This is a genomic window from Nitrospirales bacterium, from assembly GCA_031315865.1.
Taxonomy (GTDB): domain Bacteria; phylum Nitrospirota; class Nitrospiria; order Nitrospirales; family UBA8639; genus JAGQKC01.
Map to the genome: position 1 here is coordinate 1406202 of JALDRJ010000002.1, position 23071 is coordinate 1429272.

The window sequence follows — 23071 nt, forward strand, 5'->3', positions numbered from 1 at the left end:
AGGTGACATGCCGGAGGGAAGGTCCGGAGATGACCAAGCGGGAGAACGGGTGGTGGTAAAGCATCCTGGTCGTATCCTTGATCTTGCCTCCATGCCTTTTGAAACCGCCTGGGACCATCAACGCGTTCTGGTTGAGGAAAGGATAAAGGGTTCTTGTCCGGACACGCTGCTCATCGTCGAGCATGATTCAGTATTTACGATGGGTCGGAGAACGAAAGCGCAACATTGGCATAAACTTACGACGTCCTCGTTAGAAGAGAATTTCCCAACCTATGTGATTGAACGAGGGGGGTCCGTTACGTTTCATGGTCCCGGACAGATTGTGGTCTATCCGATTATACGGCTCCACGAGTATTGTCGGGGACCCAAGGCTTATGTGGGCCAGTTGCAGGAGGTAATCGTTCGGGTCTTAGCCGAGTGGGACATTTCAGGCAGAATCAGAGAAAAGTTTCCAGGTGTGTGGGTGAAGAATGCGTGGGCGTCTTTTGAAAAAATCGCCGCGATTGGAGTTCGAATTACCAAAGGGGTGACGATGCATGGCCTGGCGCTCAATGCCAATGTGGACCTGAAACCGTTTGCTCTCATCACGCCGTGCGGGATCGAGGGTTGCGTCGTGACTTCGATGAAAGAATGTCTTCACCGTCGGGTTGATGAAGAACACGTCAAAGCCCGATTTATTCATCACTTTGCAGAAGTATTCGGGATCACGTGGGTGGAACGCAGAACGACATGGTGACGCCGTACATCTGAAGAATGCTGAGTTGTTTTATGAATTCTCTCGAAACCTGGCTCGTGTGCCCTCAGACTCCCCACCCCCCGCTAATCTGAAGATTCGCGCCATTCACATACCGGGCCTCATCGGATAACAGATACCTGACGGCCGAAACCGTATCGGTTATTGAGCCGACATATCCGGCCGGAATCGTCGTGATCGCTTTCTCGAGTTCTCCGGCTGGTGCGCTGCCGGAATCTATAAACCCAGGAGAAATGGCGTTGACGGTGATGCCATCAGGCGCCAGCATCTTTGCCAATGTTCTGGTCAAGATCAGGATCCCCGCCTTGGCGATATAGTGAGCGGTCACGTTTGGTTGCGCTTCCATTTTGTCGGCGTTGGCCATCCCGAATGAGATGATGCGACCGTATTTTCTGGCACGCATACCCGGCGCGACAGCTTGCACGAGGTAAAATACCGGATTGAGATTGTTGTGTAGCATTTCATTCCATCCATCGGGCGTCTCTTTGAAGAGATCGATTCGGTGGTATGGCCCCGCTCCGTTGATTAAGGCATCGATATGCCCCCAAGATTCCTCGACGTGCCGGACAAGTTGCCGTACGGCCTTCGGGTCGGATACGTCACAACGAATGGCCAAGCCCTTCCCGCCTGAATCTTCGATACGCCTCTTGGTCTCTTCGGCTTCTGTCTGGCTTGTTCGATAGCAAATGGCCACCGACCACTGCTTGGCACCCAGGTCCAGGGCGATCCCACGCGCAATTCCCCGAGCACCTCCGGTAATTAATGCGACACGACGGGGCATCGCCGGTCTGTTCTCCAATAGTTCATGTGTCGTATGGTCTGGGCTCATCGTTGTTTCACATGCGTCACGATATTAAAGGGAGGAGCGTGATGACCTCGAAATGGTTATTCTCTATCGACTAACCGTGTGTTCAGTGTCTTGAAAATTTGTGACGTGCGAGAGGAAATACGTTGACGCAAGGCCTTTGGGGATTCCTGGATATAGTATTGCAGATCGTCGGAAGTATCCAAGTCCCGTTGAAGGGGCAGCAGCTTGAGCGTCAGGCCCAGTGTTTCGGCGATTTCCTGGGTGCGCGAGATCACGTGATTTGTTGACCACGGAATCTCAGAAAATAAACCCGGAGTCGAACAATTTAGGCCGATCAAATAATACCCTCCATCGTGCGCCGGTCCAAGCACGACATCGTGCTTGGATAAGGCTTCAACGGCCTGTTGAATGATGTCATGATCGATCGTGGGAAGATCGCTGCCGATAATCATCGTTTTGAGATAATGCTGTGTAAAAGCCGCATCAAACATGTGGCTCATTCGTTGGCCCAAATCGTCATCAGGAACCTGTTCCCACAGTTGAACAGTATGACGAGCGGCGAGGGCGTGAAAGAAGGGGTGCTGTTTGGAAGGCGCGCAGGCGACAATACGGTCGATGCCGACGAGAGGCCTGGTGTGTTCTAACGTGTCTAAGACCAAGCTGCCGTGTAACGTGGCGGCTTCATCAGGCGTCAACGGAGGACATAAACGCGTTTTCACGTAGCCAGGCGCAGGGGCTTTGACAAACACGATGAGCGCAGTGTTTGCTTGCTTCTCACGGCGAGACGTTCCCCCTCTCTGGTGAAAAGCTTTTCGCGTTTTTCGATTACCGGACGGCTCCATAAAATTGTTGCAGGGTGTGAGGACTGATTCCCAGCCAATACAAAAACCTCAACGTCCACATATGAACAATCGTCCGAAGAGGACCGTTTTGCTCCCATCGGCGAAACGAGGTCGTCACCTTCTCACGAAGTGGAGCGATGGCCCCGAGTCGTTTCGCACGATAACTGAAGTCGATGTCTTCCATCAGTGGAATGTCGGAGAAGCCATTGAGTTGCCGGAAAATAGGCTTCCGCACAAAAATGGCTTGATCTCCGGTGCAGATGCCACTCCAACGGGAGCGCCAATTCATCATCCGGCTGATGAGCCAACCGTACCCACGATCCGGCTCGAACCGGACGTCAAAGCGACCACCGATGTAGTGTTGCTCCAACGCATGTTCAATCGCACGACGAGCGTCCTTCGGTAAGAGCGTGTCGGCATGTAAGAAGACCAGGATATCCGATTGCGCCATCCACCCGCCAGCATTCATCTGCCGTGCACGACCTCTCGGCGCAGAAATGATGTGTCCGGTAATGTGTGTGTGGGTCTGGAAGTACGATTCAGCAATCGCGGGAGTCTGGTCTTGGCTTCCGCCGTCAACGACGATGATCTCGTCCAAGCCGAGTGGAGTCACATGGGATAAGGTCTTCGCGAGTGTTGCTTCTTCGTTCAAGGCTGGAATGATGACTGCGATCTTCATGAATGATCGTGACCAAGCCATTGGACGTGTGACATATCTTCTCCCTGGGCCTGACTCTTTCTTGCTGAACGTCCACGAGGAGAGTGCGAGGTATTTCTCGCCTTACGGCTAAGACTTTGTCGGTTTCTGTGTCTTAAACATAAAGTACACGACCATCAACACCGTCCCCCAATAAATCACGTAGATGTGCCAGAACAAGACTTCGCCGAAGTGAAAAAAGGCCAGGCCGCACAAGAGAGAAAACGTGATGACCAGATACCGGATCGTCGCATTTTCTATCGAGGAATGGGCCCACAGCGCCATGCCTCCAAAATAGATAAACATCGGAAACACCGTAATCTCCGCGCCTGTCTGAGCGGCGAGAAACACTTGAAGAAATCCGATAAATACCATCGCCGATCCGATCATTTTCATCGCGACCCGCATCTGACGATTTTCACTCTCGTCGAGATCTTCCTCATGATGAGGAGGGTCCGGCTGTGGTGGTACGTGAGGGGTGGGCTCTTCTGATGAGGAATCTGGATTTTTCTGATCGAGATGAGACGACATATTTACCACTTAAAGTGTTTGCTCAACGTTAATCCTTGTTGATGGTACGACGATCCTAATGATGACCCATAGAGCTTGGTGGGGAGGCTGAACAGTTTTTCGTACAGCACTTTAAAAAATGTTTGTCCGTCGTAGATTAAAAACGGGACATCATGAGGGCGGACTTCTAGCACCACCTGAGTGCCTTTCCGTTTTCCGTTGACGACGCCGAACCCTGGGTCGAAAAACCCGGCATAATGCGTGCGGAGTTCTCCGCACGCGGCTTCGTAGGCCACCATTTCAGACGCATATCCCGCTGGTACCTGAATACGCTCTTTGGATGCGAGAATATAGAATTCCTCAGGTTCGAGCAACAGTGTGTTGTTCGCATGACGGGTAATGGGTTCCCAGAAGTCGAGGGCCGAGTAATAATTGATTTTTTTTAGATCAATGACATGGCTGTTTTTCTTCGCTCGATAGCCGATAACCGTATTGGTCCCCTCGTCCGTTCCTTGCAGGTCAACGCTCAGAAAGAGTCCATGGTTGAGGTGGATCTCTCTGGCTGGCAGCGGTTTATTCGCGCGATGGGCTTCTCCGTTGAAGTAGAGCAACGGGGTTTTCCGGTGCACGGCCCGAAGATCGGTGTCGGAAACGGTTGGCTTGCCGGATATCAAGCGCAGTTGATTGAGGGCCAATCCAGTCTGGACACGGATGGTGAATGAACGGGGGACAATTTCCAGGTAGAGAGGGCCTTCATATCCTGTGCGGATCTCGTCAAACCCCACATTGCGGTTGGTGATGACGCGGGTGAAAATATCGAGTCGTCCCGTTGAACTCTTGGGGTTGGTTCTTCCCCGTATGTTTTTAGGGAGACGCAGGTGCTCGAGTAACGGAATGAGATACACGTGGCCCTTTTCAAGAATGGCTCCATCGGTGATATCCATGTCATACATGACCAAATCCGACTGAAAAGCTTTTTCCCAATGCGCGTGCGGGCCAAACGTATCGGGGTGTTCCGGCAGAAAGCTACTGAGCAGCCTGTAGGCTTTCCGTCCGAGTCGAAGGTCAAGGCTGGCGGGCTGAAATTGCGCTTCTGTCAACGCGGGTTTGGCCGTAATGGCACCATCTGCCGCGAGTTCTTTAAGGCGTTGGTAGGGAAGAATGCCTTGTTTGCGAGGAACCGGCATTAGAGATCGTCCATTGTCTCGATACTACACGAACCATTGGAGAGATGCGCCCCTACCATCGGCAGTTCCCGTTTATGCTCTTGATCTGGCTGAGGATAATGATAGGTCTTATTCTCGTAATTTTTCAGAACCGCGCCTTTTTCGTCAAGGTGTAGCAGGTACTCGCTGGGAAGAATCGGAATCTTCCCGCCACCACCCGGTGCGTCAATGACCAGATGCGGCACCGCCATTCCGCTCGTGTGTCCTTGAAGAGCTTGAATGATCTTGAGTCCCGTCTCGACCGGGGTACGGAAATGATTCGTTCCCTTGGTCAAGTCGGCTTGGTAGAGATAATAAGGTTTCACTCTCGCCAGGAGCAACTGATGCATTAACTGTTTCATGATCGCCGGGTCATCGTTCACCCCCTTTAATAGGACGGTCTGTGCGCCAAGAGGCACTCCGGCATCAGCGAGTCGGCCGCATGCCTCTTTGACTTCAGGCGTCAGCTCATCGGGATGATTGAAATGTAAGTTCATGTAGATCGGATGGTATTTTTTGACGATTTCACAGAGCTCGGCCGTAATACGTTGGGGTAAGGTCCCCGGTACGCGGGAGCCGAAACGAATCAGTTCAAGATGAGGAATTGTCCGCAAGGCTCGGAGGATCCGTTCAATGAGATGGTCAGGGAGGAGCAATGGATCGCCCCCTGAGAGAATCACATCCCGGACTTCGGTATGTTCCCGAAGGTAGGCGATGGCCTGGTCGAGTTCTCCTTTCTTTAAAAATCCTGGCTTCCCGACCAACCGTTTTCTCGTGCAAAAGCGGCAATAGATAGGACATTGATTCGTGACCATCAACAAGACCCGGTCAGGGTAACGATGGACCAAATGTGGAACAGGACTGTCGGTGTCTTCTTCCAAGGGATCATCGGGAGCATCGATGTCATCGATCTCAATGGCTTCAGGAACCACTTGTTTCCAGATCGGATCTCCCTTTTCCTTAATGGTCGCGAGCACGGTGGGCGTGATTCGCATGGGATAGGGGCCTACCACGTCTTCAATTTCCTTGGGGTCAACGCCCAGGTGTTTTGCCAAATCCTTGGGTTTCGTGATGCTTTCGGCAAGAACACGTTTCCAATCGTCCATCTGTTATTCCTCACTCTATCGTGGTTACAGAATCGACATTGCAGCTACTTCTCGTCAGAAGGACGAGAGGATGCATATTGATCGAGGTGCGTTAAGATATCAGGTGTTTCCGTGAGCACGGTCTCATTGTCGACTAAGACCGGCACGTAATACTGTCCCGATACATCATGAACTTGAGTCCGCATCGGTTGAAAGTCCGGGACGATGACGCTCTCGTACGGAATTGAGAGCGCTTCAAGCTTTTCCTTTACGATACGGCATTCCGGGCACCAGGAAACATGGTACAAAGTCATGATCGTCCTTCGGGGTTACGTGAAACTCGTCCTTCACGCCTGTTTGTTCACATGTCACGTTCGGTTCTGCATGGCATCATGACGGCATCAAGCATGCCATGGATAATCTTTTTATCTTTGGGGCAGACAGTGGCCAGGACGCCACTGAGTTTCGCCCGGTCACCACGGACGAAATAATAGGGAGACAAACGGACGCGCCCTTCCATCATGGTCCATTTTTCATGATCTTGGTCATAATACTCGACTTGATGCAGCCGGCCTTTGTGAAATTCTTGAAGAATATACGGTGTCTTCGAGAAGGATTCCAACCCTGTCTTCAGTGTTTGAGCCCAATCGGCTTGAGAAAGATCATGACCTATGGAGACGCCTCGGCTTCCCCAGGCCAGTTCAGAAAACCCGGAAGGCTTGACGACATAGTGTCGTTCTTTCTGAGTCGCCATGTCGAGTTGACGCCAATCAGAAACGGCGCGAGTTCCGAATACGAGTCCGGGAATCACACCCATCGGCGGAATCGGCGAGGGGTCGAGTATCCAGGTATGAGGTATGAGTCTTTTGAGCAACTGAAATGTTTCATCAGGGAGGTTGGCCTCCCAATATTGTTCTACCATCGGGTGATGGACCAAGGCAAAAGCCAGTTTTTCTTCCAGCCAGGGTTTGTAGGGAGGCGTCACGACCGTGAGCCCCTTTTTGGCTGCATACATGAGTAACTCAAACTTCGGGATATTGGGGAGGTCAAACAGTTCGAAGAAACGATACACGACTGAAAGAGGTTGATCTCCGAACAGATCCGGGAGACATAACCCGTGATCCCTAAAACTGATGTCTTGAGGAGTCACGCAGGCGATCGAAAGTCCCTGGTTGTTCAGCTGTTTCGTCAGCCACTGCATTTCCGGTCGGTATGACTCGGATTCCTCGGAGACCACGATAGCGATCGCGGGAGACGGGTCTTTCGCCCGTTCGAGGAGGCTCGACGCAAAACCGTCCGACAATCCATCCGGTCCCCCCAGCACGTCTTCTCCCAGCCGGTGATACGCTTGGGTCAAGCTTCCTGTTAGCCCTATGCCTCCGGGGACAGAATCCAGCTCGGTAATAATCATCCCGGTTTCAGTCGGAATAATGTCTGGACGAATGATGTCGGGTAAGACATTCTTAAATCGATTCATTCGCGCGAAAGACACTAACGCTTCCGGTTTTCCCTGATCAAAGTACTTATGGATCCATGCCGGTTGCTGACCTTTCACGCTTTCAAGGTACAGACGGTTTAGGGATCGGGAGAAGGCCAATAAATGATCGCCGAGTTGTTCTAAGAACCTTGCTTCAGATGATGCGAGTTGGAATGGGCGTCGAGCGACCCTCCAGGCGTCGGGTTCACCCTCTCGAAACAGTCCATCGTTGCGTAGACTCCGGCGGATGACCTCGAAGGGACCTGTCCCATCTTGAGCGCGGCTGTTTTCAGGGATGGAAATATCGTGGGGAACGGTTCCCGTTGGCACCATCGCGTTTACGTCTCTTGGAGTTTTGTGGATTTCAAACGATGGAATCCCTCAACCTCTCCAGGTGAGTTGTGAGGGGATAAGCAATCTCGAATGATGACCTGGCATACGTATCATGTCGCCGGGGCCCAATACGCCAACTTTGGACAGGTGAAATGTAGAACCCCTTCGACTCGATCGTAACATGATGATTCTAAACCAAACAAGGCAACGTGTCTTCTCGCAAGCCTGTCTTGCGGTGGATACGGGTCCACGTTAGGATGAAGAACCTATTATTTTATGGCTTTTTCAGCGTGATGAGGGTGGGCGTCCATGTCCGCAGTTCCGCAATTCGTCCCGTCAAGGATTTGTTTCAACTGTGATGTCTGTTGTCGATTTCCGGAGCGAGATAGTTTTCTCCGTCCCTATTTCACGCGTTCAGAAATCGAAATGGCGATACAGCATGGTGTCTCACCAGAGCACTTTGCGAACCGGGGAGGGAGTCAAATCGAGGTGGTTCCGCACCCCTCAGGAGAGGGCTACCTCTGTCCGGCGTTCGATCTGTCCACCTCGCGTTGTCGCATCTATGAGGCTCGTCCCTTTGACTGTCAACTGTACCCTTTGGTGTTGATGTGGGATGACCGGCACGACGAGATCCAGTTAGGTTGGGATACGAAATGCCCATTCTTGTCGCCAGCCGGTTCGGATGTGCCGTTTTCTCAGGATCTCTCGAAGCTGACCGTCCCCCCCCCATTGCCAGAGGAAATCATGCAACAGGCGAAACGCGTGGCGGATCGGCTGGAAGAGGGAGCGTGGCATGATCAAATTATTCAACATCCTCATCTTGTCACCCCATTTCAGGACGATGTGGTCATCCTTCGATCGTTACCACGACTGACCAATGCGGTCGGTCGTCCGAATGCATAAGCCGGTGACCGGTCCGTCATCCAACTTTCGTTCATGAGCACGAACCCACTGTGGCCATTCGTTTAACGCCATTGACGCTGAACGACCGTCACCGTTTCGAACAGGCGGTGTCGTCGATGGCAAATGGTAGAACAACGGCGTTATCCACGTGGGCCTTCGCTCCACATTATGTATGGAAAGATCAGTTTTCTTTCGCATGGACGGAGATTGAGGGGTGGTGGTGCCTGTTTGCGGAATACGTCGATGGTCTGTACATGCCCTTGCCTCCATTAGGCCCTGGCTCAGCATCAGGCAATGCTCTTGGATTTGATGCTGTCGTCAGTCAGGTCATGGAGTTTATGAGGTCCAAAAACTTCGGCTCCTCTGTGACGAGAATAGAGAATGTGCCAAGCGAGTTGGCCGCATCTTTCGAGGGCATGGGATATACGGTTCGAACGAAGGATGCGGAGTATCTTTATCGACGGGAGGACATTGCGAAGCTGGAGGGTGATCGATACAAATCGCCTCGACATGCCTATAACCGATTTCTGCAAAACGGCCGGATACGGTATGAACCCTATGGGACTGGCGATCGGGTCGAGTGTCGGGAACTCTTTCATCGATGGTCGGGTCAGAAAGAGAAGCAGTATGCTGGGGCATGCCGCGACGGTTTCGGTATCGAACGGTTCATGCTCCAGGATGCTGAGTCGGCCCATCGAATCATCATGGAATGTTCGGAGTCTTTGGACCTGACCGGACGTGTCGTGCGGGTTCATGGGGCGATGTGTGCCTATACCTTTGGCTTTAGGCGGTCTTCAGACGTATTCTGTGTTCTGGTCGAAGTGACGGACCGAACGATCGTGGGGGCTTCGCACTATGTCTTTCGGGAGTTTTGTCGGGAGCTGGAACCGTATACCTTTATCAATACGATGGACGATTCAGGTCTTCCCAGTCTCGCCAGATCGAAACAAGCTTACGCGCCTGTTGAACGGGTGCAGAATTACATTGTCACCCCATGACTGTGAGCGAATGATGAGCGGTCCGACAGAATCGCGCTGATAGATTGGAGGCTGTCAGTATTTTCTCCGTAACCATGGGACATCATGCAGCACCAACCTTGTTCTCGTTCTCAACGCATCAGTATAATGAGTCCGCTGTCCGAGGAATCGTGCAAACAGGGGAACTATCGAAATGAAGGGTCAAGAATTAGGGATTGAACAATACCAGCTGGTTGAAGAACCGTTTTACGAAGAAGTCAACGGCGAAAAAAATCTGCTGAAGATCGCGGCGGAGAGCAAGATGCCCGTGATGTTGAAAGGGCCGACCGGGAGCGGGAAAACGCGTTTCGTGCAACATATGGCCTATGTATTGGGAAGGCCGTTGATTACCGTTGCCTGTCACGAAGATCTGACGGCCTCTGATCTGATTGGCCGCTATTTGTTGAAAGGCGAGGAAACGGTCTGGATTGATGGACCCCTGACGTTAGGAGTCAAACACGGGGCGATCGTGTACCTCGACGAAATTGTCGAAGCCAGAAAAGACACGACCGTGGTGATTCATCCGCTGAGCGATGATCGCCGGTTTCTTCCCCTTGAAAAGAAGGGCCAAGTTTTGGAAGCGGTCGATGATTTTATGTTGGTGATCTCGTACAATCCTGGCTATCAAAGCGTTCTCAAGGAGCTGAAGCAAAGTACCAAGCAACGTTTTGTCGCGATTGAATTTTCGTATCCGCCCAAAGAAATCGAGGTTCGAATCATCCAGCATGAAGCACAGGTTGACAAAGATGTGGCGATGCGTCTCGTAAAACTTGGGGAAAAAGTGAGAAACCTGCGAAGTCACGGACTTGAAGAAGGCGTCAGCACGCGATTGCTCATCTACGCGGGAACGTTGATCCGACGCGGCGTCTCTCCTGACCGGGCGTGCGAGGCGGCGGTCACTCGCCCGATGACGGATGACCAGGATATGCAGCGGAGCATACAAGAACTCGTGAAGGCGATTTTCTAAAAAAGACGAGAGAAGTGTGTAGTTCGCAAATCCTCATGACACGTGTGCATGTAACGTGAGATAACGACGAATGAGGCGAATCCTCAAATCGTTAAAACCATAGAGACAAGTTCAGAAATTTTCATCTGCTCGAGCGTTCGTTTGACATGACCATGGGATACGCACAGGCGCAAGGTGCGTGACGAGGTTTTGCACTGATTATGTGCGACCATAAGAAGCCCTAACGCGGTGCTGTCAATAAAGGGAACCTCTCGCAAATCCACGACAATTTCTTCAGTGTTTTCGTCTTTGGCTTGGCTAAAGGCCGTGAGAAATTCTTGGCGCCACTTTACGTCAAAGCGCCCCCAGAGCTTGAGGATGACACGGTCTTTTTCGATCGTCAGGCTGGCTTCCACAAAACATCACCAATGAACACTCGGCGGGAAGGTCTCTGTTCCATCCGTCCACCAGTGATGTGTAGGTAATTAATTAACTAGGTTGGGTCTGAAGCCCACGTGAGGGCTTGAGAGCTTGTGTGTAATACCGCCTATGGTTATCTGGTGTCAAGATATCATCAAAGTTTTCTCATTCAAGCTGGATTCACATTCTCAGGCTTCTCACGATCGATATTTCCCTGAGTGGCCTATGACTTTAGTCTGCGGCCGCAAATGACCGATAACAGAAGATGTAAAGATAAATGGAAGGATATCGGCAATCGATGCGAAGGAGAGTCCCAGATGACACCACGCATACCTTCAGATCCCATGTACCAGTTACTTCGGGAAGGAAAGGTCGAGGACTTTAACGACCGGCGGGCTTTGGGTGAGAACGTTGATCTTACGAACTGTGATTTTCGGAACGTCGATCTTCGAGGGTTAGACGCAAATGGCCTCGATCTTCGAGGTGCGTATTTTCGGCAAGCCGATCTTCGTGGTGTAGACCTTTCGGAAGCGCAATTAGAAGGCGCTAGCATCAACGGTGCCCATATCTCCGGCACCTATTTCCCCAAGGCCCTGAGTTCCACAGAGATCTTACTCTCTTTTCAACATGGAACGAGGATGCGCTATTCCGCTTAAGAGTATCTTGTCTTCGCGCTTGGTCCGGCTCATGTCGGGCCGCACACAAGTCTAAGACGACAACTGCCAAGCAACCTTTGCAATCCTCCCGCTATAGCCGTTTCAAATAACTTCCATATGGTTCAACCTCGTACTGCGCAGAGTATGTCGTATGTATCGATTGGAACTTATTTGGATTCGCTATAACATAGGCTTTTGAGCCGTTGCCCGCCTCGCACTGCACGATTCACTCGCATTGACACTCCATTGTTTGCCACATACACTCCATCCCTGACCCACTGACGAAAGGACATATGGGATGAGTCACCCCCATAATATCATCGCTATCGTGTATGACTTTGATCATACCCTGAGTCCCCATTATATGCAGGACCATACTATTCTGCGCCATGCGGGCATCGATCCCAAGGAATTCTGGCCGAGTTGTACGGCCTTGATTCAATCGAAGGGCTATGACCAGGAATTAGCCTACATGAAAAAGCTGCTCGAGCATGAGGCCATTCGCGCCCTGTCTAACAAAGATCTGGAGACCATGGGAGCGGAGCTGACGTTTTTCCCGGGGGTGCCTGATTGTTTTGAGGAATTGAATGCGTTGTTTGGCCCCGAAGAGTATGAAGAATTCGGGATACGTTTAGAACACTATGTTGTGAGTTCAGGGCTCAAGGCCATCCTTGACGGAAGTCTTATTGCCAAGCATGTCAAAGCAATCTTTGGCTGTGAGTTTGATGAAGATGACGGACACATTAGTTTTCCCAAGCGGACGATTAGCCACACGCAAAAAACACAATTTTTGTTTCGGGTCAATAAGGGCCTGCTGGACTTGGATCAAGACGTCAATGATCACATGCCCGAAGAAGTGCGACGAGTGCCGTTTCGTCATATGATTTACGTCGGAGATGGGCCAACCGATGTGCCGTGCTTCACGCTCATGAAAAAGAATGGCGGATTTGCCGTGGCCGTGTATAACGCCGAAGATCATTCTCGCCGGTCATTTGAGAAATGTTACCAACTGGCCCATCATGCCGATCGAGTGCATTTCATGGCACCAGCCGATTACCGGGAGGGGAGTCATTTGCGTTTGATATTGGAACAACACATCAAGGAGATTGCGAAGGGCGTGCTCGAAGAACGGCGGCAGGGAGTCGAGAAGTCACGGGTCGCAGCGCCGACTCCATAGGGGCCCCAGAAGAATGGCGCAGGTGCAAACGTTCACGACTCTCATATTGCCCAAGGCCTGTGCATTGTGTGCCGAATTTGGAGTACAATAGAGGTATTGGGTGATGAAACAGTGAGAGAGGCCGGGAGGTGGCGAGATGATGAGGTTTCCGACATATTATTCCAATAACCGTGTGAGGCTTGCCCTTGTTCTTGTGTCGAGTATCCTGGTCGGTCCCGCATTTGCGAAAGATCCGTTTGGCACAGAAGAATCTCCTCAAATATTGATCGAAAAACCGACGGATATAGCCCTAGATCAGGTCAATTGGAAAAAGCCTCAGGGTGTGTTTACGTGGATTGCCATGGCTCGAGGGTACGACACGCCCTGGGCCACTCATGGCAGACCCGGATGGATGACTGATGATGCGATGGTTGAACCCATTGATCCCGGCGTTTCCACGTTCGCACCCGATACTCCTGAGATTTACATCGTCTTTGAGGGGCAACCACTTGATGCACCGGGACAATTTGCCGCTGCCTGGCATTTGCTTGCGGATGGCAAGAAAGTGGGTGACAAACCCCTGGGCAAAGATGTCGTCGAATTAGAGATGAACCAACGGTATGCCTATTTCATCATCACCCCACCCAAAGGAGTCTGGGACCCGGGAAAATATCTTGTAGATATTTACTATGGCAGTCCCGGCCAAGAACTGCATGCCATCAACATTATCGGCACGATGACGTTTACGATTCAGGAGTCATAAGCGATTCCCAGTGAACGCATGCGGAGTTAAAGCTCAACGTCGGAATCCCGGCAATCATCCAACGAACCCATTCCTTTCTTCCCGGCCCTCCTGTGCAATCTCATACGAACGCTTTCTAACGCCTGCCATTGAGGAATAGTCGTTTCTCCAATTTTTTCCTCAGACGACTGAATCTGTCGGAGCGAACCAACCCCCCAAAACGTGAACAGCCCTATATGCGGCGTTTCCTGCCATTCGGGATTCACGGCTGGCCGTTAACGGCGAAGCCGCGGCTTGAGGAATCCCCGGGCCAGCCAACGGTCGAGCAATTGAAGGCGTTTCTTGAGTTGGCTGATTGTCGCCTCGTGAATGGAGGTCCCGGTCGCGTCTTTTAGTGCGGTATTCACTTGCCAGGGGTCGAGCCGTTCTTTGCGGGTCAACTGAGAGACGAGTTGTTTATGATGGTCCCGCAAGCTGGCCTTCTGCTCGAAGAGGCTCAATTCAGGTTCAGGTGGTTTGGGCGAGGTCGGTCCTTCTTCGGGATTGGATTCTTGAGCAGAGCTGTTAGGGCGAAAAAAGGCTTGCTGTGATTCGGGGACTTCAGGATGAGTCAGAAAAAACGTTCCTCCTATCCATTCATCGGCACGCGCTACGCCGTCTAATGGAACGAAGTCGTCATCCTGTCCGGTTCTTTGGCTGGGCGCCGCTAAAGGCTGTGAAACGGGAAAATCCCGTTCCTTCAACGCGTGGGCGCGTTCTTCGGTGATCTGTTTCGCATGCTGCACGATCGTGGGATCTTGAGAGATGTAGAGGTAGGATTTACGATCCTGCCCTCCATGCTCATTGACCCGGACAAAGCGACCAACGACCTGACGAAAATACATTTCCGTTAACACATTGGTGGCATAGACGCCGACTCGCAGCCGAGGGATATCGACGCCTTCGCTCACCATATTGACCGCGACTAACCATCGTTGCCGTCCTCTGGCAAAGCGCTGAATCGTCTTGTGGGCCGTGGGGTCATCGGAAACGGCGACTAGCGCCCGTTCACTCGTGAGTTCTTGAACGAGTGCCGCGATGTCGCGAGCATGTGTCTGGGACATGGCGACAATCAGGCCACCAGCCCGGTCGTGGCCAGCCGAACGCACGGCAGATAGTCGTTCATCGGCATCCTGAATGACTTGACCAAGCCAGCGGTCTTGTAAGAGCGCGGTGCGCAGTCGTTCACGACGCCATGGTTTTTTTATGCCGTCTTTGAACGTGGCTTCAACGGTTTCACCTCGTGACGTCCAAGCCAGTTCCCCTTCATACGATGGAAAGATGACTGGACGGCAGACATGATCCCGAAGGGCTTCAGGGTATCCATATTGAAAGTCAGCGATACTGCGGCGGGCCGAATCGTAACGGACGTAGGGGATGGGATTCTGGTCACTGCGGAATGGTGTCCCTGAAAGGAGGAGCCGTTGAACGGCTGGGTCAAAGGCCACGCGTAAGGCATCACCCCACTCCTTCCCCTCTCCCGCATGGTGGATTTCATCAAAAATGACCAATGTCTTCGATCGAAGGCATTGCGCTCGATAGCGTGTAGGTTCGAGGCAGACTTGTTGGTAGGTGGTGGCTAATCCATGAAAATCGTTGGCCTCGCGATCCTGTTGAGTGGACGAGGTGGGGTCAAGCTGAAGGCCTTCAAGATGAGCGGCCTTGGCCCATTGTCCGCGCAAATGCGTAGTGGGGCAGACGACCACGATTCGATCGGCTCGTCCTTTCGTGAGTGCATCGTGCGCGACATGCAACGCGAGCCGGGTTTTCCCGGCACCGGGCGTGGCGACAGCTAGAAAGTTCGGGGAAGCATGCTGGGAAATGGCCGAAAATGCTTCTTCCTGCCAGGGGCGAAGCGGCGAGGTCCAGGGATCGGGTGGCTGCGGCATCTCAGAAGAGTACGGAAATCTGTCTCAAGTCGAGGAATTAAGGAAAGGCGGTACGATAAAGATTTTGTCGTTTGATTGCAATGCGTAAGTAAAAATACGTTACTTTCAGGCTTTCAAGTGTGCGGATTTGCCAGGGGAGTGCCGAGCGCAAAACGATGAAACCGCACACATCAACAAGGATTGTTTCGTAACTGTTTGATATTGCAGGCTGTTCGGATTGGCACGTCTGTTGCTGAAGTTCAGTCGGGCAACCGCATGTAGTTGCACAACACAATCACGCCAAACTCTATTATGTTTTAGAGGGTGGTTTTGATATGTGATCGGCGGAATTACCGCTGACATGTTCATAGTCCATCCTTAAATTTTGTTTCCTCATAACAATTTGATATTGTTTCCCGTTGGGAGTGGCTGTGTATGACACGCAGTCCACTCGGATAATGGCATACATATGGGTATACGACACGATCATGTCGGTCTCTGTTGTTCTAAGGGATGATTGACGTCTGTGTACTCAAAATTCACAAGGAGGAATTATCGTGAATGTGCCCACACGCGGGGATCCAATGGAAGTATTTCAAGGCATTGAGAATCATCAGTTGTCATGGTTTGGCCGTAGGCCCGATGACAACACGCGAGCAAGGTCTCCACTCAATTTAATGATGGGGCCTTTTAATTCACTCAAACATGAAAGAGGAAATTGATCATGAAACATGCACGTTTTTTAATGTTTTTCACGGCCTTATCGATCATGCTTGGAGTAGGTTTCGGAACCGACATGGCATCCGCGAATAGTCATAAAAAGCTCTTGCCGACCTCCGAGGCTATAAAAATTGTTGAAGCCCAATATTACGGTCAAGTAGAGACCGTCCACTTCCGTTCGACAAAGGGCGGGAGCCCGTACTATCAAGTCACCGTGTTCAGCGATGCTGACGGGAAAGAACTAAAAGATGTGCTGGTTGATGCCGTCACCGGGAAAGTTAAGGAGGTATTCGTGCATCCAGACCTCGTATTGAAAGAAATGGGGCATTAAGTCTTCACGTTCTCTGCTTGTGTTGTATGACGAAGTTAGCAATAAGCATACGGTGGTAGGCTACCATCGTGTCATGAACACAGAGAGAAGAGACGGGCGATTGCTCATCACAAGGGGTAAGCGGATAAAGACTTATCACTTACACATTAACAACGCTGAACAACATTGATACAGCAGAGAAGCTCTAAGACATTTTTCCGGCGGGTGAAGATGTCGGCGTTTTCGACATCTTCACCAAGGCCAATTGGAAAGAAAGAGCGAGAGGGAGATTCCGATTATGAAGAATACATGGGTACATGTAAACCGAGGTAATACGTCGCGAGGAATTGTCAAGGCGAGAGGCACGAATATGCTAAAGATGGTCGTCGCGGCGCTCTTGGGTCTGTTCGGAGCAGTAACCATTGGCACCGGGGTGTCAGCCAGCGACGCTCCGCCGTCTGCTCAGGCTACTGAACAAAAGCAACGTGATGATCAGATCAAATATGATGTCGAGGATCGCTTGCGAACGGATGGACGGATTGATTGGGAAGTGCTCGACGTCGAAGTCAAGCATGGTCATGTGACGCTGTACGGTGAAGTCCGGACTCAGGAAGAAAAGGGATTCGCGACGGATATTGCGATCGATGTTGCCGGGGTCACGGAGATCTTCAACCGCATTATCGTCGACGTGCCGCCATCGAAAGACCATAACCTTCAAAAAGCCGTGTGGGAAACCTTGCGGGGTGTAGACGTGCTCCAAACAGACCCCTTGCGTGTCCGGGCCAGAAATGGAGTCGTGACGCTGTCCGGCGTGGTCGAAACTGAGAGGGAAAAAGAGGCCGCCCAGAGAGCGGTTGAATCGGTTTCCGGTGTCGAAAAGGTCATTAATGCGATTCATACCGGGGCTCCGCCCTTACGATCAGAACAAGAGACGTTGCTTAAGCAGAATCGTCAGGAGGTGGAATGATCGCGCTGACCGAAGCACGAGTATTTAGATGAAACCAGTGTATCAACGTAACACATGATTTTGGCGGTGTGGACCACGGACTCATGGAGGTATTTTCGACCATGAGTTTCGTGGTCAGTCTCGCCAGAACCTACAAGGAAAGGAGTTCTGAAGTGGGTGACAACAGCAGCAGCTGTATCGGTATTTACAATACACATACCGATGCAGAAAACGGCATCAAAGAATTGCAGCGGGTGGGTTTCGACATGAAAAAGCTCTCCATCGTTGGTAAAGGGTATCATACGGAAGAGCATGCGGCGGGTTTTTATAATACGGGAGAGCGAGTCAAGTTTTGGGGAAAACTCGGGGCGTTTTGGGGAGGACTGTGGGGAATCCTGTTCGGCTGGGCTACTTTCTGGTTACCAGGCATCGGACCCTTGATAGCCGCCGGGCCGCTGGTGAGCACGATCCTGGCTGGGCTTGAGGGCGCGGCCGTGGTTGGCGGTTTGAATGCCGTCGGGGCTGCCTTGTTCAGTCTCGGCATTCCCAAAGACAGTATCATTACCTATGAAACGGCGCTGAAGGCAGAAAAATTTCTCCTAATCGTGCATGGAACGCCAGACGAGGTGTCGCGTGCCAAAGAAATCTTGAGTACGCAGCCGAATCATCAGGTAGAGACCCATGTTGCTTGAAGAATCATGACTACGGTTTTCATTCATAGAGAAATTATACCGTGCTGGTCGTCGATGACCTATTTGTGACGCATCGATTTTCGATGGCAATGCATTACTCACCCTCAAGAAGGCAATTTTGAGGGAAATGATTGCATAGCCATTCCGATCGGTGCATATACGATGTTGAGGCTCTTCGATGAAGAAGAAAGGGTTGTAAAAAAAATGTTTGCACAATCAAAAAATCCTCGAATTCTTGTCTCTCTGTTGATTTTAGGCGCACTCGTATTTTCCTTTTTCCCGTTATCAGTGGTTTGGGCCGGATCTGACCAAAATGCTCTCATGCGTCGAGGCTTGATGTTGCCGAATGAATTTATCGTAATTGGCACCATTCAACATGTAAAATCCGGGCTCATTCAAGTGAACATCGATAATCTGGACCCACTGTTTCTCTCATTGCAAGCTGCGGCGGACAAAGGGATGACTTCTATTCAAGCAGGAGACAAGGTAGAGATTATCGTGAGTGACCAAAATCAGGTCATCGATTTTCGTAAAGCTGGTACTCCAGGCTGGGATAAGGCAGTCAAGGGACATCTCCTCCAACCCCTCCTGAGAGGTCAAAAGTGGGCAGTATTGGAGACGGAAAAGGGAGACAAAGGAACGTATGAAGTGAACGAAACGGTCCGCCATACGCTTGAAAACATTCCCGCTGGGGTACCGGCCATATTCTTGATCAATAACGAACATAGGGTTATTGATGCCACGTTTGGCGAAGAAGGGACACTACTGGATACTCTGGCCAAATGGGCAAAGGAGCGGCAACGAACCCTTCAGTAACGATGATGGCAGAGAAGTGCCGCATGTGTCTCGTAAGAGGCTGAAGAACGGTAACGCAGGATGTCTACTTGACAGGTTGTCAGCAAAAAAAAGCGAGGTGGGAAAGTCACTCAAGGGATCATGCAAGTACTGTCACGGTCATTTGTTCCCAGAAACGAGTCGGCAATTTTGAAAAAACGTTCAGAAAATACAACACGTGTGCGAAGAACTCTTGAGTGATATCCCAACCCTCTTCTCGCCAACATGTTGACCTTGCTCGTAGGACATGAGTCTCATTCAAAACAAAAAGTAGGGGTCAACATGACAAATATTGAAAAAGAAAAGATGATTCAGCCATGGATCGATCCGGAAGAACGGATCACCGTGAAGTTTCTTGATTCATCAGACCTGAATGCTGAAGTGACGGGTTGTACGGATGAAATCGTCGACTTATCCCTTGAGACTCACATGACTCATTTGAAACAACACGTTTCGGTTCCTCTTAGTCAAGTTGAGGTATCAACAGACTTCTCGCACTATACGCGCGACCCTGATCGACCGCTTCAACATCAACGATTAATGTTAGTGGTCAATGAAACAAGGCCAGCGATCATCTATTAGCGATGAGCGAATCCCAAGTGGATTTTTGGGTTCAAGCTGGGCGACGTTGAGAGTACAAGGAGGAACGTGGCATGCCAAAGACGCCTCACTATAAGAAGAGCGATCAACCTGCTGGCGGATGGGGAGCCGCGGCGGCAACTGCCAAAGTCCTGCTTGAGCAGAGCGTGATCGCCAAAGGATCCCGTGCTCTCCTTTCGATGAATCAGCCTGGTGGTTTTAAATGTCCTAGCTGCGCGTTTCCCGATCCTGATTGCAGAAAAACATTTGAGTTCTGCGAGAATGGCGCGAAGGCGTTGGCCTTTGAGGCAACGAAGTTCAGGGTTACCCGGGAATTTTTCGAAAAATACACCGTATCCGAGCTCATGAAGCAATCGGACCATTGGCTCGAAATGCAGGGTCGCCTGACCGAGCCGATGCGATACGATGCCGCTCTCGATCGGTATGTGCCCTGTGACTGGGAGACGGCTTTCGAATTAATCGGACATCATTTGAGGGCGCTCACGAGTCCGCACCAAGCCGAATTCTATACTTCCGGCCGCACTCCTAATGAAGCGGCGTTCCTGTACTCAATCTTTGTTCGTGAGTTCGGGACCAATAATTTCCCCGACTGTTCGAATATGTGTCATGAGCCCACGAGCCGTGGTTTGCCTTCTTCAATAGGCGTCGGAAAGGGGACCGTGGTCATGGAGGACTTCGCGCATACCGAAGCACTCTTCGTGATCGGGCAGAACACGGGCACAAATTCGCCACGGATGATGATGAATCTTGTCGACGTGCGAAAGCGCGGCGTACCAATCGTCGCCGTCAATCCGATGCCTGAACGTGCGCTTATTCGTTTCACGGCTCCACAGGATATCGTGCAGATGGCCACGTTCGGGTCGACAAAGATCGCGAGTGAATTTGTGCACATTCGTATCGGCGGTGACCTCGCGTTGTTTAAAGGCATGATGAAGGTGATTTTCGAACGCGAGGCGGGCGGGGAGCATATCATCGACCACGACTTTATTCGTGCGCATACCACTGGGTTTGAGGCTGTACGCGACGATGCCCTTGCTCAAGAGTGGTCCGATATCGTCGAGGTGTCGGGCGTCACGGAGGAGCAAATCCGCCGCGTCGCAGAGATCTATATTCGTTCGCGCGCGACGATGATCTGCTATGGGATGGGTCTGACCCAACATCAAGAGGGGTCTCGGCTTCTCCAGCAGGTCGCGAATTTGCTGCTGCTGCGCGGCAATTTCGGGAAACCCGGGGCCGGTATTGCCCCCATTCGCGGTCACTCGAACGTTCAGGGTGATCGAACGGTCGGTATCGATGAGAGGCCGTCTCAGGCATATTTGGATCGCGTACGGGATGTCTTCGGTTTCGAGCCGCCGCGCGAGCCGGGGCACCACACAGTGGAATCCGTGAAGGCGATGCAGAATGGCTCTGCCAAGGTCTTTGTCGGGATGGGTGGAAATTTTGTGCGTGCGGTTCCCGATACCGAGAGAGCCTACGAAGCCATGCGTAAGCTCGAGTTGACGGTCAGCATTGCCACGAAATTGAACCGCGGACACCTGGTTCACGGTAGGGACGCGCTCATTCTGCCTGTTATCTCGCGTTCTGAAACGATACAGACATCGGCAGGTGAACAATTCCTCACGATCGAAGATTCGATGTCGAAGGTTACCGCCTCCAGGGGTGTCTTAGAGCCAGCCAGCCCTCACCTCCTCCCGGAGGTGGAGATCGTATGTCGGATGGCGCTCGCGACGTTACCGGACAGCAAGGTTCCGTGGGAACGTTACATGCACGACTACGGTCTCATTCGTGAAAAGATCGCCGAGGTCTATCCGGAGATCTTCGCCGGCTTCTCCGAAAAGATCAAAGATCCCGAGGGATTTCACTTGGACATACCACCGCGCCGCTTAGTCTGGCCAACACCGAATGGCAAAGCAAATTTTCTGCTCTTTCCGAATCTAGATGTGGATGCCCGGGTCTCCGATCCGGAAATGTTACGGCTGGCGACAGTTCGTTCGCACGATCAGTTCAACACGACGATCTACAGTTACAACGACCGGTATCGCGGCGTGTACGATGATCGCATGGTGCTCTTCATGAATCCAGATGACCGGGCAGCGAGAGGACTGGAGCCGGAGAGCCGTGTCGCGGTGGAAACAATCAGCGATGATGGCATACGGCGTCGTGTGGAAGGATTGACCGTATTGGACTATTCGATGCCGCGTGGCGCCGTGGCAGGATATTATCCAGAGCTCAACCAGCTTTTGCCGATCGAGTACTACGACAAAATTAGTGGTACGCCTGCGGCGAAATCGATTCCCGTTCGCGTCGTCGCCATGTAGGTCTCATCTGTTTGAGAAAAAATCTCAAGAGAATCACTATCAGGTGAATACGCCCAGTCTCAAGCGATATTCCCCAAAGCATCGCAGACCACCAGCGCTGAATCCTGGCGTGCGAGCGTGACCAGCGTGAGTTTGGCATCAATCGCCCGCTCGATGGCAAGGCTGGTCGGCGCAGAAACCGTGACAAGCATCGGGCAACCGGCGAGCACTGTTTTCTCCACCAGTTCATAACTGCATCTTGCCGACAGCAGAATGAAGCCTGATGACGGAGAGGTGCCGTTCACCGCCAGCGCGCCGATCAGTTTGTCGAGCGCGTTATGCCTGCCAACATCCTCACGTACACAAACAATACATCCATCCGGCGTACAGAAGGCGGCTGCGTGAACGGCTCCGGTCGCCTGCCCGAGCGGCTGATGGTCCTGCAGCTGAGACAATGCGTTAGCCATGGCGAAACGGTCCGTCGCGATACGTGCAGTCAGTTGGGGCAAGGGCCTCAGGACCTGTTGAATGTTCTCGATGCCGCACAGGCCACAACTGCTTTCTGAGATACGCCTGCGGGCGCGCTTGAGCGCGATTGCCGCACTCTCGGGGGGCAATTTGATCTTAATAACCCAACCGCGATCGGCCTGATGAATGTCGATTGTGCTGACTTGGTCCGATCGAACCACCAATCCTTCGGCAAGCGCAAATCCCAAGGCGTAATCACGCAGGTCGGACGGCGTGGCCATCATAACGGCGTATCCGATCCCGCACACCTCGATGGCAACCGGCGCCTCGATCGGGGCGTGATGTCGCAAGTCGCCATCACATGCCTCCATAAAGCCGAGTCGTTGAACGGCAAAGTCGCGGGATTGAAGCGGAAGCGCTGTCATTGCATGCGGGTCCGATGATTCAGTCATCTTACCTCACTACCACGATTTCTCAAGACAAAGCAATCGATCCTGCCTTTGTGTTCTCCGTTATGCAGCAAACCCTGTTCTGTTTTCCGAGGTTTTGGTAAAGTGTGCGGCCATACCATGTATGTACGGGCGTTCTTGGCGGTTATATCCGTGTCAATTCTCATATGTCAGTGAATCGGCTCTAGCCACCAATCATTGAGCTATCGGTTACCGAACAAACGGTGCGCAGTGCGCACCCTACGAATATCCGGAGTGGTGAGGGGGAAATAATGCGCCTTGCCCACCAATTCTTTGG

General features: G+C 51.8%; 24 protein-coding genes. 13 read left to right on the top strand and 11 right to left on the bottom strand.

The window, feature by feature from the left end; all coding sequences use genetic code 11:
- The first annotated feature begins 7 nt into the window (after window positions 1–7).
- The gene (lipB, locus tag MRJ96_06540) at window positions 8–736 is read left to right on the top strand and encodes a lipoyl(octanoyl) transferase LipB (GenBank protein ID MDR4501091.1); all 729 of its coding nucleotides are present in this window, start codon (window positions 8–10) and stop codon (window positions 734–736) included.
- Window positions 737–800: 64 nt separating this feature from the next.
- Here the strand turns inward: lipB and MRJ96_06545 are convergent, their stop codons facing one another.
- The 8 genes from MRJ96_06545 to MRJ96_06580 all read right to left on the bottom strand — a co-directional run bounded on the left by MRJ96_06545 (window position 801) and on the right by MRJ96_06580 (window position 7711).
- Window positions 801–1583: an SDR family oxidoreductase gene (locus tag MRJ96_06545; protein MDR4501092.1), complete on the bottom strand. Its 783-nt coding sequence runs from the start codon at window positions 1581–1583 to the stop codon at window positions 801–803.
- A 56-nt stretch (window positions 1584–1639) separates the two neighbouring features.
- A complete protein-coding gene (locus MRJ96_06550) occupies window positions 1640–2404 on the bottom strand; it encodes a TIGR04282 family arsenosugar biosynthesis glycosyltransferase (GenBank protein MDR4501093.1) in 765 nt (254 codons plus the stop codon).
- Window positions 2388–3083, bottom strand: a complete 696-nt coding sequence (locus tag MRJ96_06555) for a TIGR04283 family arsenosugar biosynthesis glycosyltransferase (GenBank protein MDR4501094.1) — start codon at window positions 3081–3083, stop codon at window positions 2388–2390. The genes MRJ96_06550 and MRJ96_06555 overlap by 17 nt, the downstream gene beginning before the upstream one ends.
- Window positions 3084–3191: 108 nt before the next feature.
- Window positions 3192–3632, bottom strand: a complete 441-nt coding sequence (locus MRJ96_06560; protein ID MDR4501095.1) for a hypothetical protein — start codon at window positions 3630–3632, stop codon at window positions 3192–3194.
- Window positions 3633–3634: 2 nt separating this feature from the next.
- Window positions 3635–4798 (bottom strand): 2'-deoxycytidine 5'-triphosphate deaminase, encoded by a 1164-nt coding sequence (locus MRJ96_06565; protein ID MDR4501096.1) that lies wholly within the window; start codon window positions 4796–4798, stop codon window positions 3635–3637.
- Window positions 4798–5922 (bottom strand): KamA family radical SAM protein, encoded by a 1125-nt coding sequence (locus MRJ96_06570; GenBank protein MDR4501097.1) that lies wholly within the window; start codon window positions 5920–5922, stop codon window positions 4798–4800. The genes MRJ96_06565 and MRJ96_06570 overlap by 1 nt, the downstream gene beginning before the upstream one ends.
- Window positions 5923–5966: 44 nt before the next feature.
- A complete protein-coding gene (locus MRJ96_06575; protein ID MDR4501098.1) occupies window positions 5967–6215 on the bottom strand; it encodes a glutathione S-transferase N-terminal domain-containing protein in 249 nt (82 codons plus the stop codon).
- A 47-nt stretch (window positions 6216–6262) separates the two neighbouring features.
- A complete protein-coding gene (locus MRJ96_06580) occupies window positions 6263–7711 on the bottom strand; it encodes a hypothetical protein (protein ID MDR4501099.1) in 1449 nt (482 codons plus the stop codon).
- 309 nt (window positions 7712–8020) lie between these two features.
- Here MRJ96_06580 and MRJ96_06585 point away from each other — a divergent pair, with 309 nt between their 5' ends.
- The 3 genes from MRJ96_06585 to MRJ96_06595 all read left to right on the top strand — a co-directional run bounded on the left by MRJ96_06585 (window position 8021) and on the right by MRJ96_06595 (window position 10597).
- The gene (locus MRJ96_06585) at window positions 8021–8614 is read left to right on the top strand and encodes a YkgJ family cysteine cluster protein (GenBank protein MDR4501100.1); all 594 of its coding nucleotides are present in this window, start codon (window positions 8021–8023) and stop codon (window positions 8612–8614) included.
- A gap of 116 nt (window positions 8615–8730) precedes the next feature.
- Window positions 8731–9612, top strand: coding sequence for a phosphatidylglycerol lysyltransferase domain-containing protein (locus MRJ96_06590; protein MDR4501101.1), 882 nt, complete (start codon window positions 8731–8733; stop codon window positions 9610–9612).
- 172 nt (window positions 9613–9784) lie between these two features.
- Window positions 9785–10597, top strand: a complete 813-nt coding sequence (locus tag MRJ96_06595; protein ID MDR4501102.1) for a CbbQ/NirQ/NorQ/GpvN family protein — start codon at window positions 9785–9787, stop codon at window positions 10595–10597.
- Window positions 10598–10680: 83 nt separating this feature from the next.
- Here MRJ96_06595 and MRJ96_06600 read toward each other — a convergent pair whose 3' ends face one another.
- Complete coding sequence (locus tag MRJ96_06600) at window positions 10681–10992, bottom strand: STAS domain-containing protein (GenBank protein MDR4501103.1); 312 nt, start codon at window positions 10990–10992, stop codon at window positions 10681–10683.
- A 321-nt stretch (window positions 10993–11313) separates the two neighbouring features.
- Here MRJ96_06600 and MRJ96_06605 point away from each other — a divergent pair, with 321 nt between their 5' ends.
- From MRJ96_06605 to MRJ96_06615, 3 genes are all read left to right on the top strand, one after another.
- Complete coding sequence (locus MRJ96_06605; GenBank protein MDR4501104.1) at window positions 11314–11652, top strand: pentapeptide repeat-containing protein; 339 nt, start codon at window positions 11314–11316, stop codon at window positions 11650–11652.
- 298 nt (window positions 11653–11950) lie between these two features.
- Window positions 11951–12829 carry a haloacid dehalogenase-like hydrolase gene (locus MRJ96_06610; GenBank protein ID MDR4501105.1) on the top strand — a complete coding sequence of 293 codons (879 nt, stop codon included), beginning with the start codon at window positions 11951–11953 and terminating at the stop codon, window positions 12827–12829.
- A gap of 136 nt (window positions 12830–12965) precedes the next feature.
- Window positions 12966–13571: a hypothetical protein gene (locus MRJ96_06615; GenBank protein MDR4501106.1), complete on the top strand. Its 606-nt coding sequence runs from the start codon at window positions 12966–12968 to the stop codon at window positions 13569–13571.
- Window positions 13572–13825: 254 nt separating this feature from the next.
- On the opposite strand, the gene MRJ96_06620 is transcribed toward MRJ96_06615, so the two are convergent.
- Complete coding sequence (locus MRJ96_06620; GenBank protein ID MDR4501107.1) at window positions 13826–15478, bottom strand: DEAD/DEAH box helicase family protein; 1653 nt, start codon at window positions 15476–15478, stop codon at window positions 13826–13828.
- 703 nt (window positions 15479–16181) lie between these two features.
- On the opposite strand from MRJ96_06620, the gene MRJ96_06625 reads away from it, so the two are divergent.
- The 6 genes from MRJ96_06625 (at window position 16182) to MRJ96_06650 (ending at window position 21877) form a co-directional block, all read left to right on the top strand.
- A complete protein-coding gene (locus MRJ96_06625; GenBank protein ID MDR4501108.1) occupies window positions 16182–16508 on the top strand; it encodes a PepSY domain-containing protein in 327 nt (108 codons plus the stop codon).
- A gap of 349 nt (window positions 16509–16857) precedes the next feature.
- Window positions 16858–17454 carry a BON domain-containing protein gene (locus tag MRJ96_06630; GenBank protein ID MDR4501109.1) on the top strand — a complete coding sequence of 199 codons (597 nt, stop codon included), beginning with the start codon at window positions 16858–16860 and terminating at the stop codon, window positions 17452–17454.
- Window positions 17455–17555: 101 nt separating this feature from the next.
- Window positions 17556–18125 carry a hypothetical protein gene (locus tag MRJ96_06635; GenBank protein MDR4501110.1) on the top strand — a complete coding sequence of 190 codons (570 nt, stop codon included), beginning with the start codon at window positions 17556–17558 and terminating at the stop codon, window positions 18123–18125.
- Between the two features lie 204 nt (window positions 18126–18329).
- Window positions 18330–18941 carry a hypothetical protein gene (locus MRJ96_06640; protein ID MDR4501111.1) on the top strand — a complete coding sequence of 204 codons (612 nt, stop codon included), beginning with the start codon at window positions 18330–18332 and terminating at the stop codon, window positions 18939–18941.
- 300 nt (window positions 18942–19241) lie between these two features.
- Entirely contained in the window at window positions 19242–19541 is a 300-nt protein-coding gene (locus MRJ96_06645) for a hypothetical protein (protein ID MDR4501112.1), read from the top strand.
- Window positions 19542–19612: 71 nt separating this feature from the next.
- Window positions 19613–21877, top strand: a complete 2265-nt coding sequence (locus tag MRJ96_06650; protein MDR4501113.1) for an FdhF/YdeP family oxidoreductase — start codon at window positions 19613–19615, stop codon at window positions 21875–21877.
- 59 nt (window positions 21878–21936) lie between these two features.
- Here the strand turns inward: MRJ96_06650 and fdhD are convergent, their stop codons facing one another.
- Window positions 21937–22776: a formate dehydrogenase accessory sulfurtransferase FdhD gene (gene fdhD / locus MRJ96_06655; protein MDR4501114.1), complete on the bottom strand. Its 840-nt coding sequence runs from the start codon at window positions 22774–22776 to the stop codon at window positions 21937–21939.
- Window positions 22777–23071: the final 295 nt, after the last annotated feature.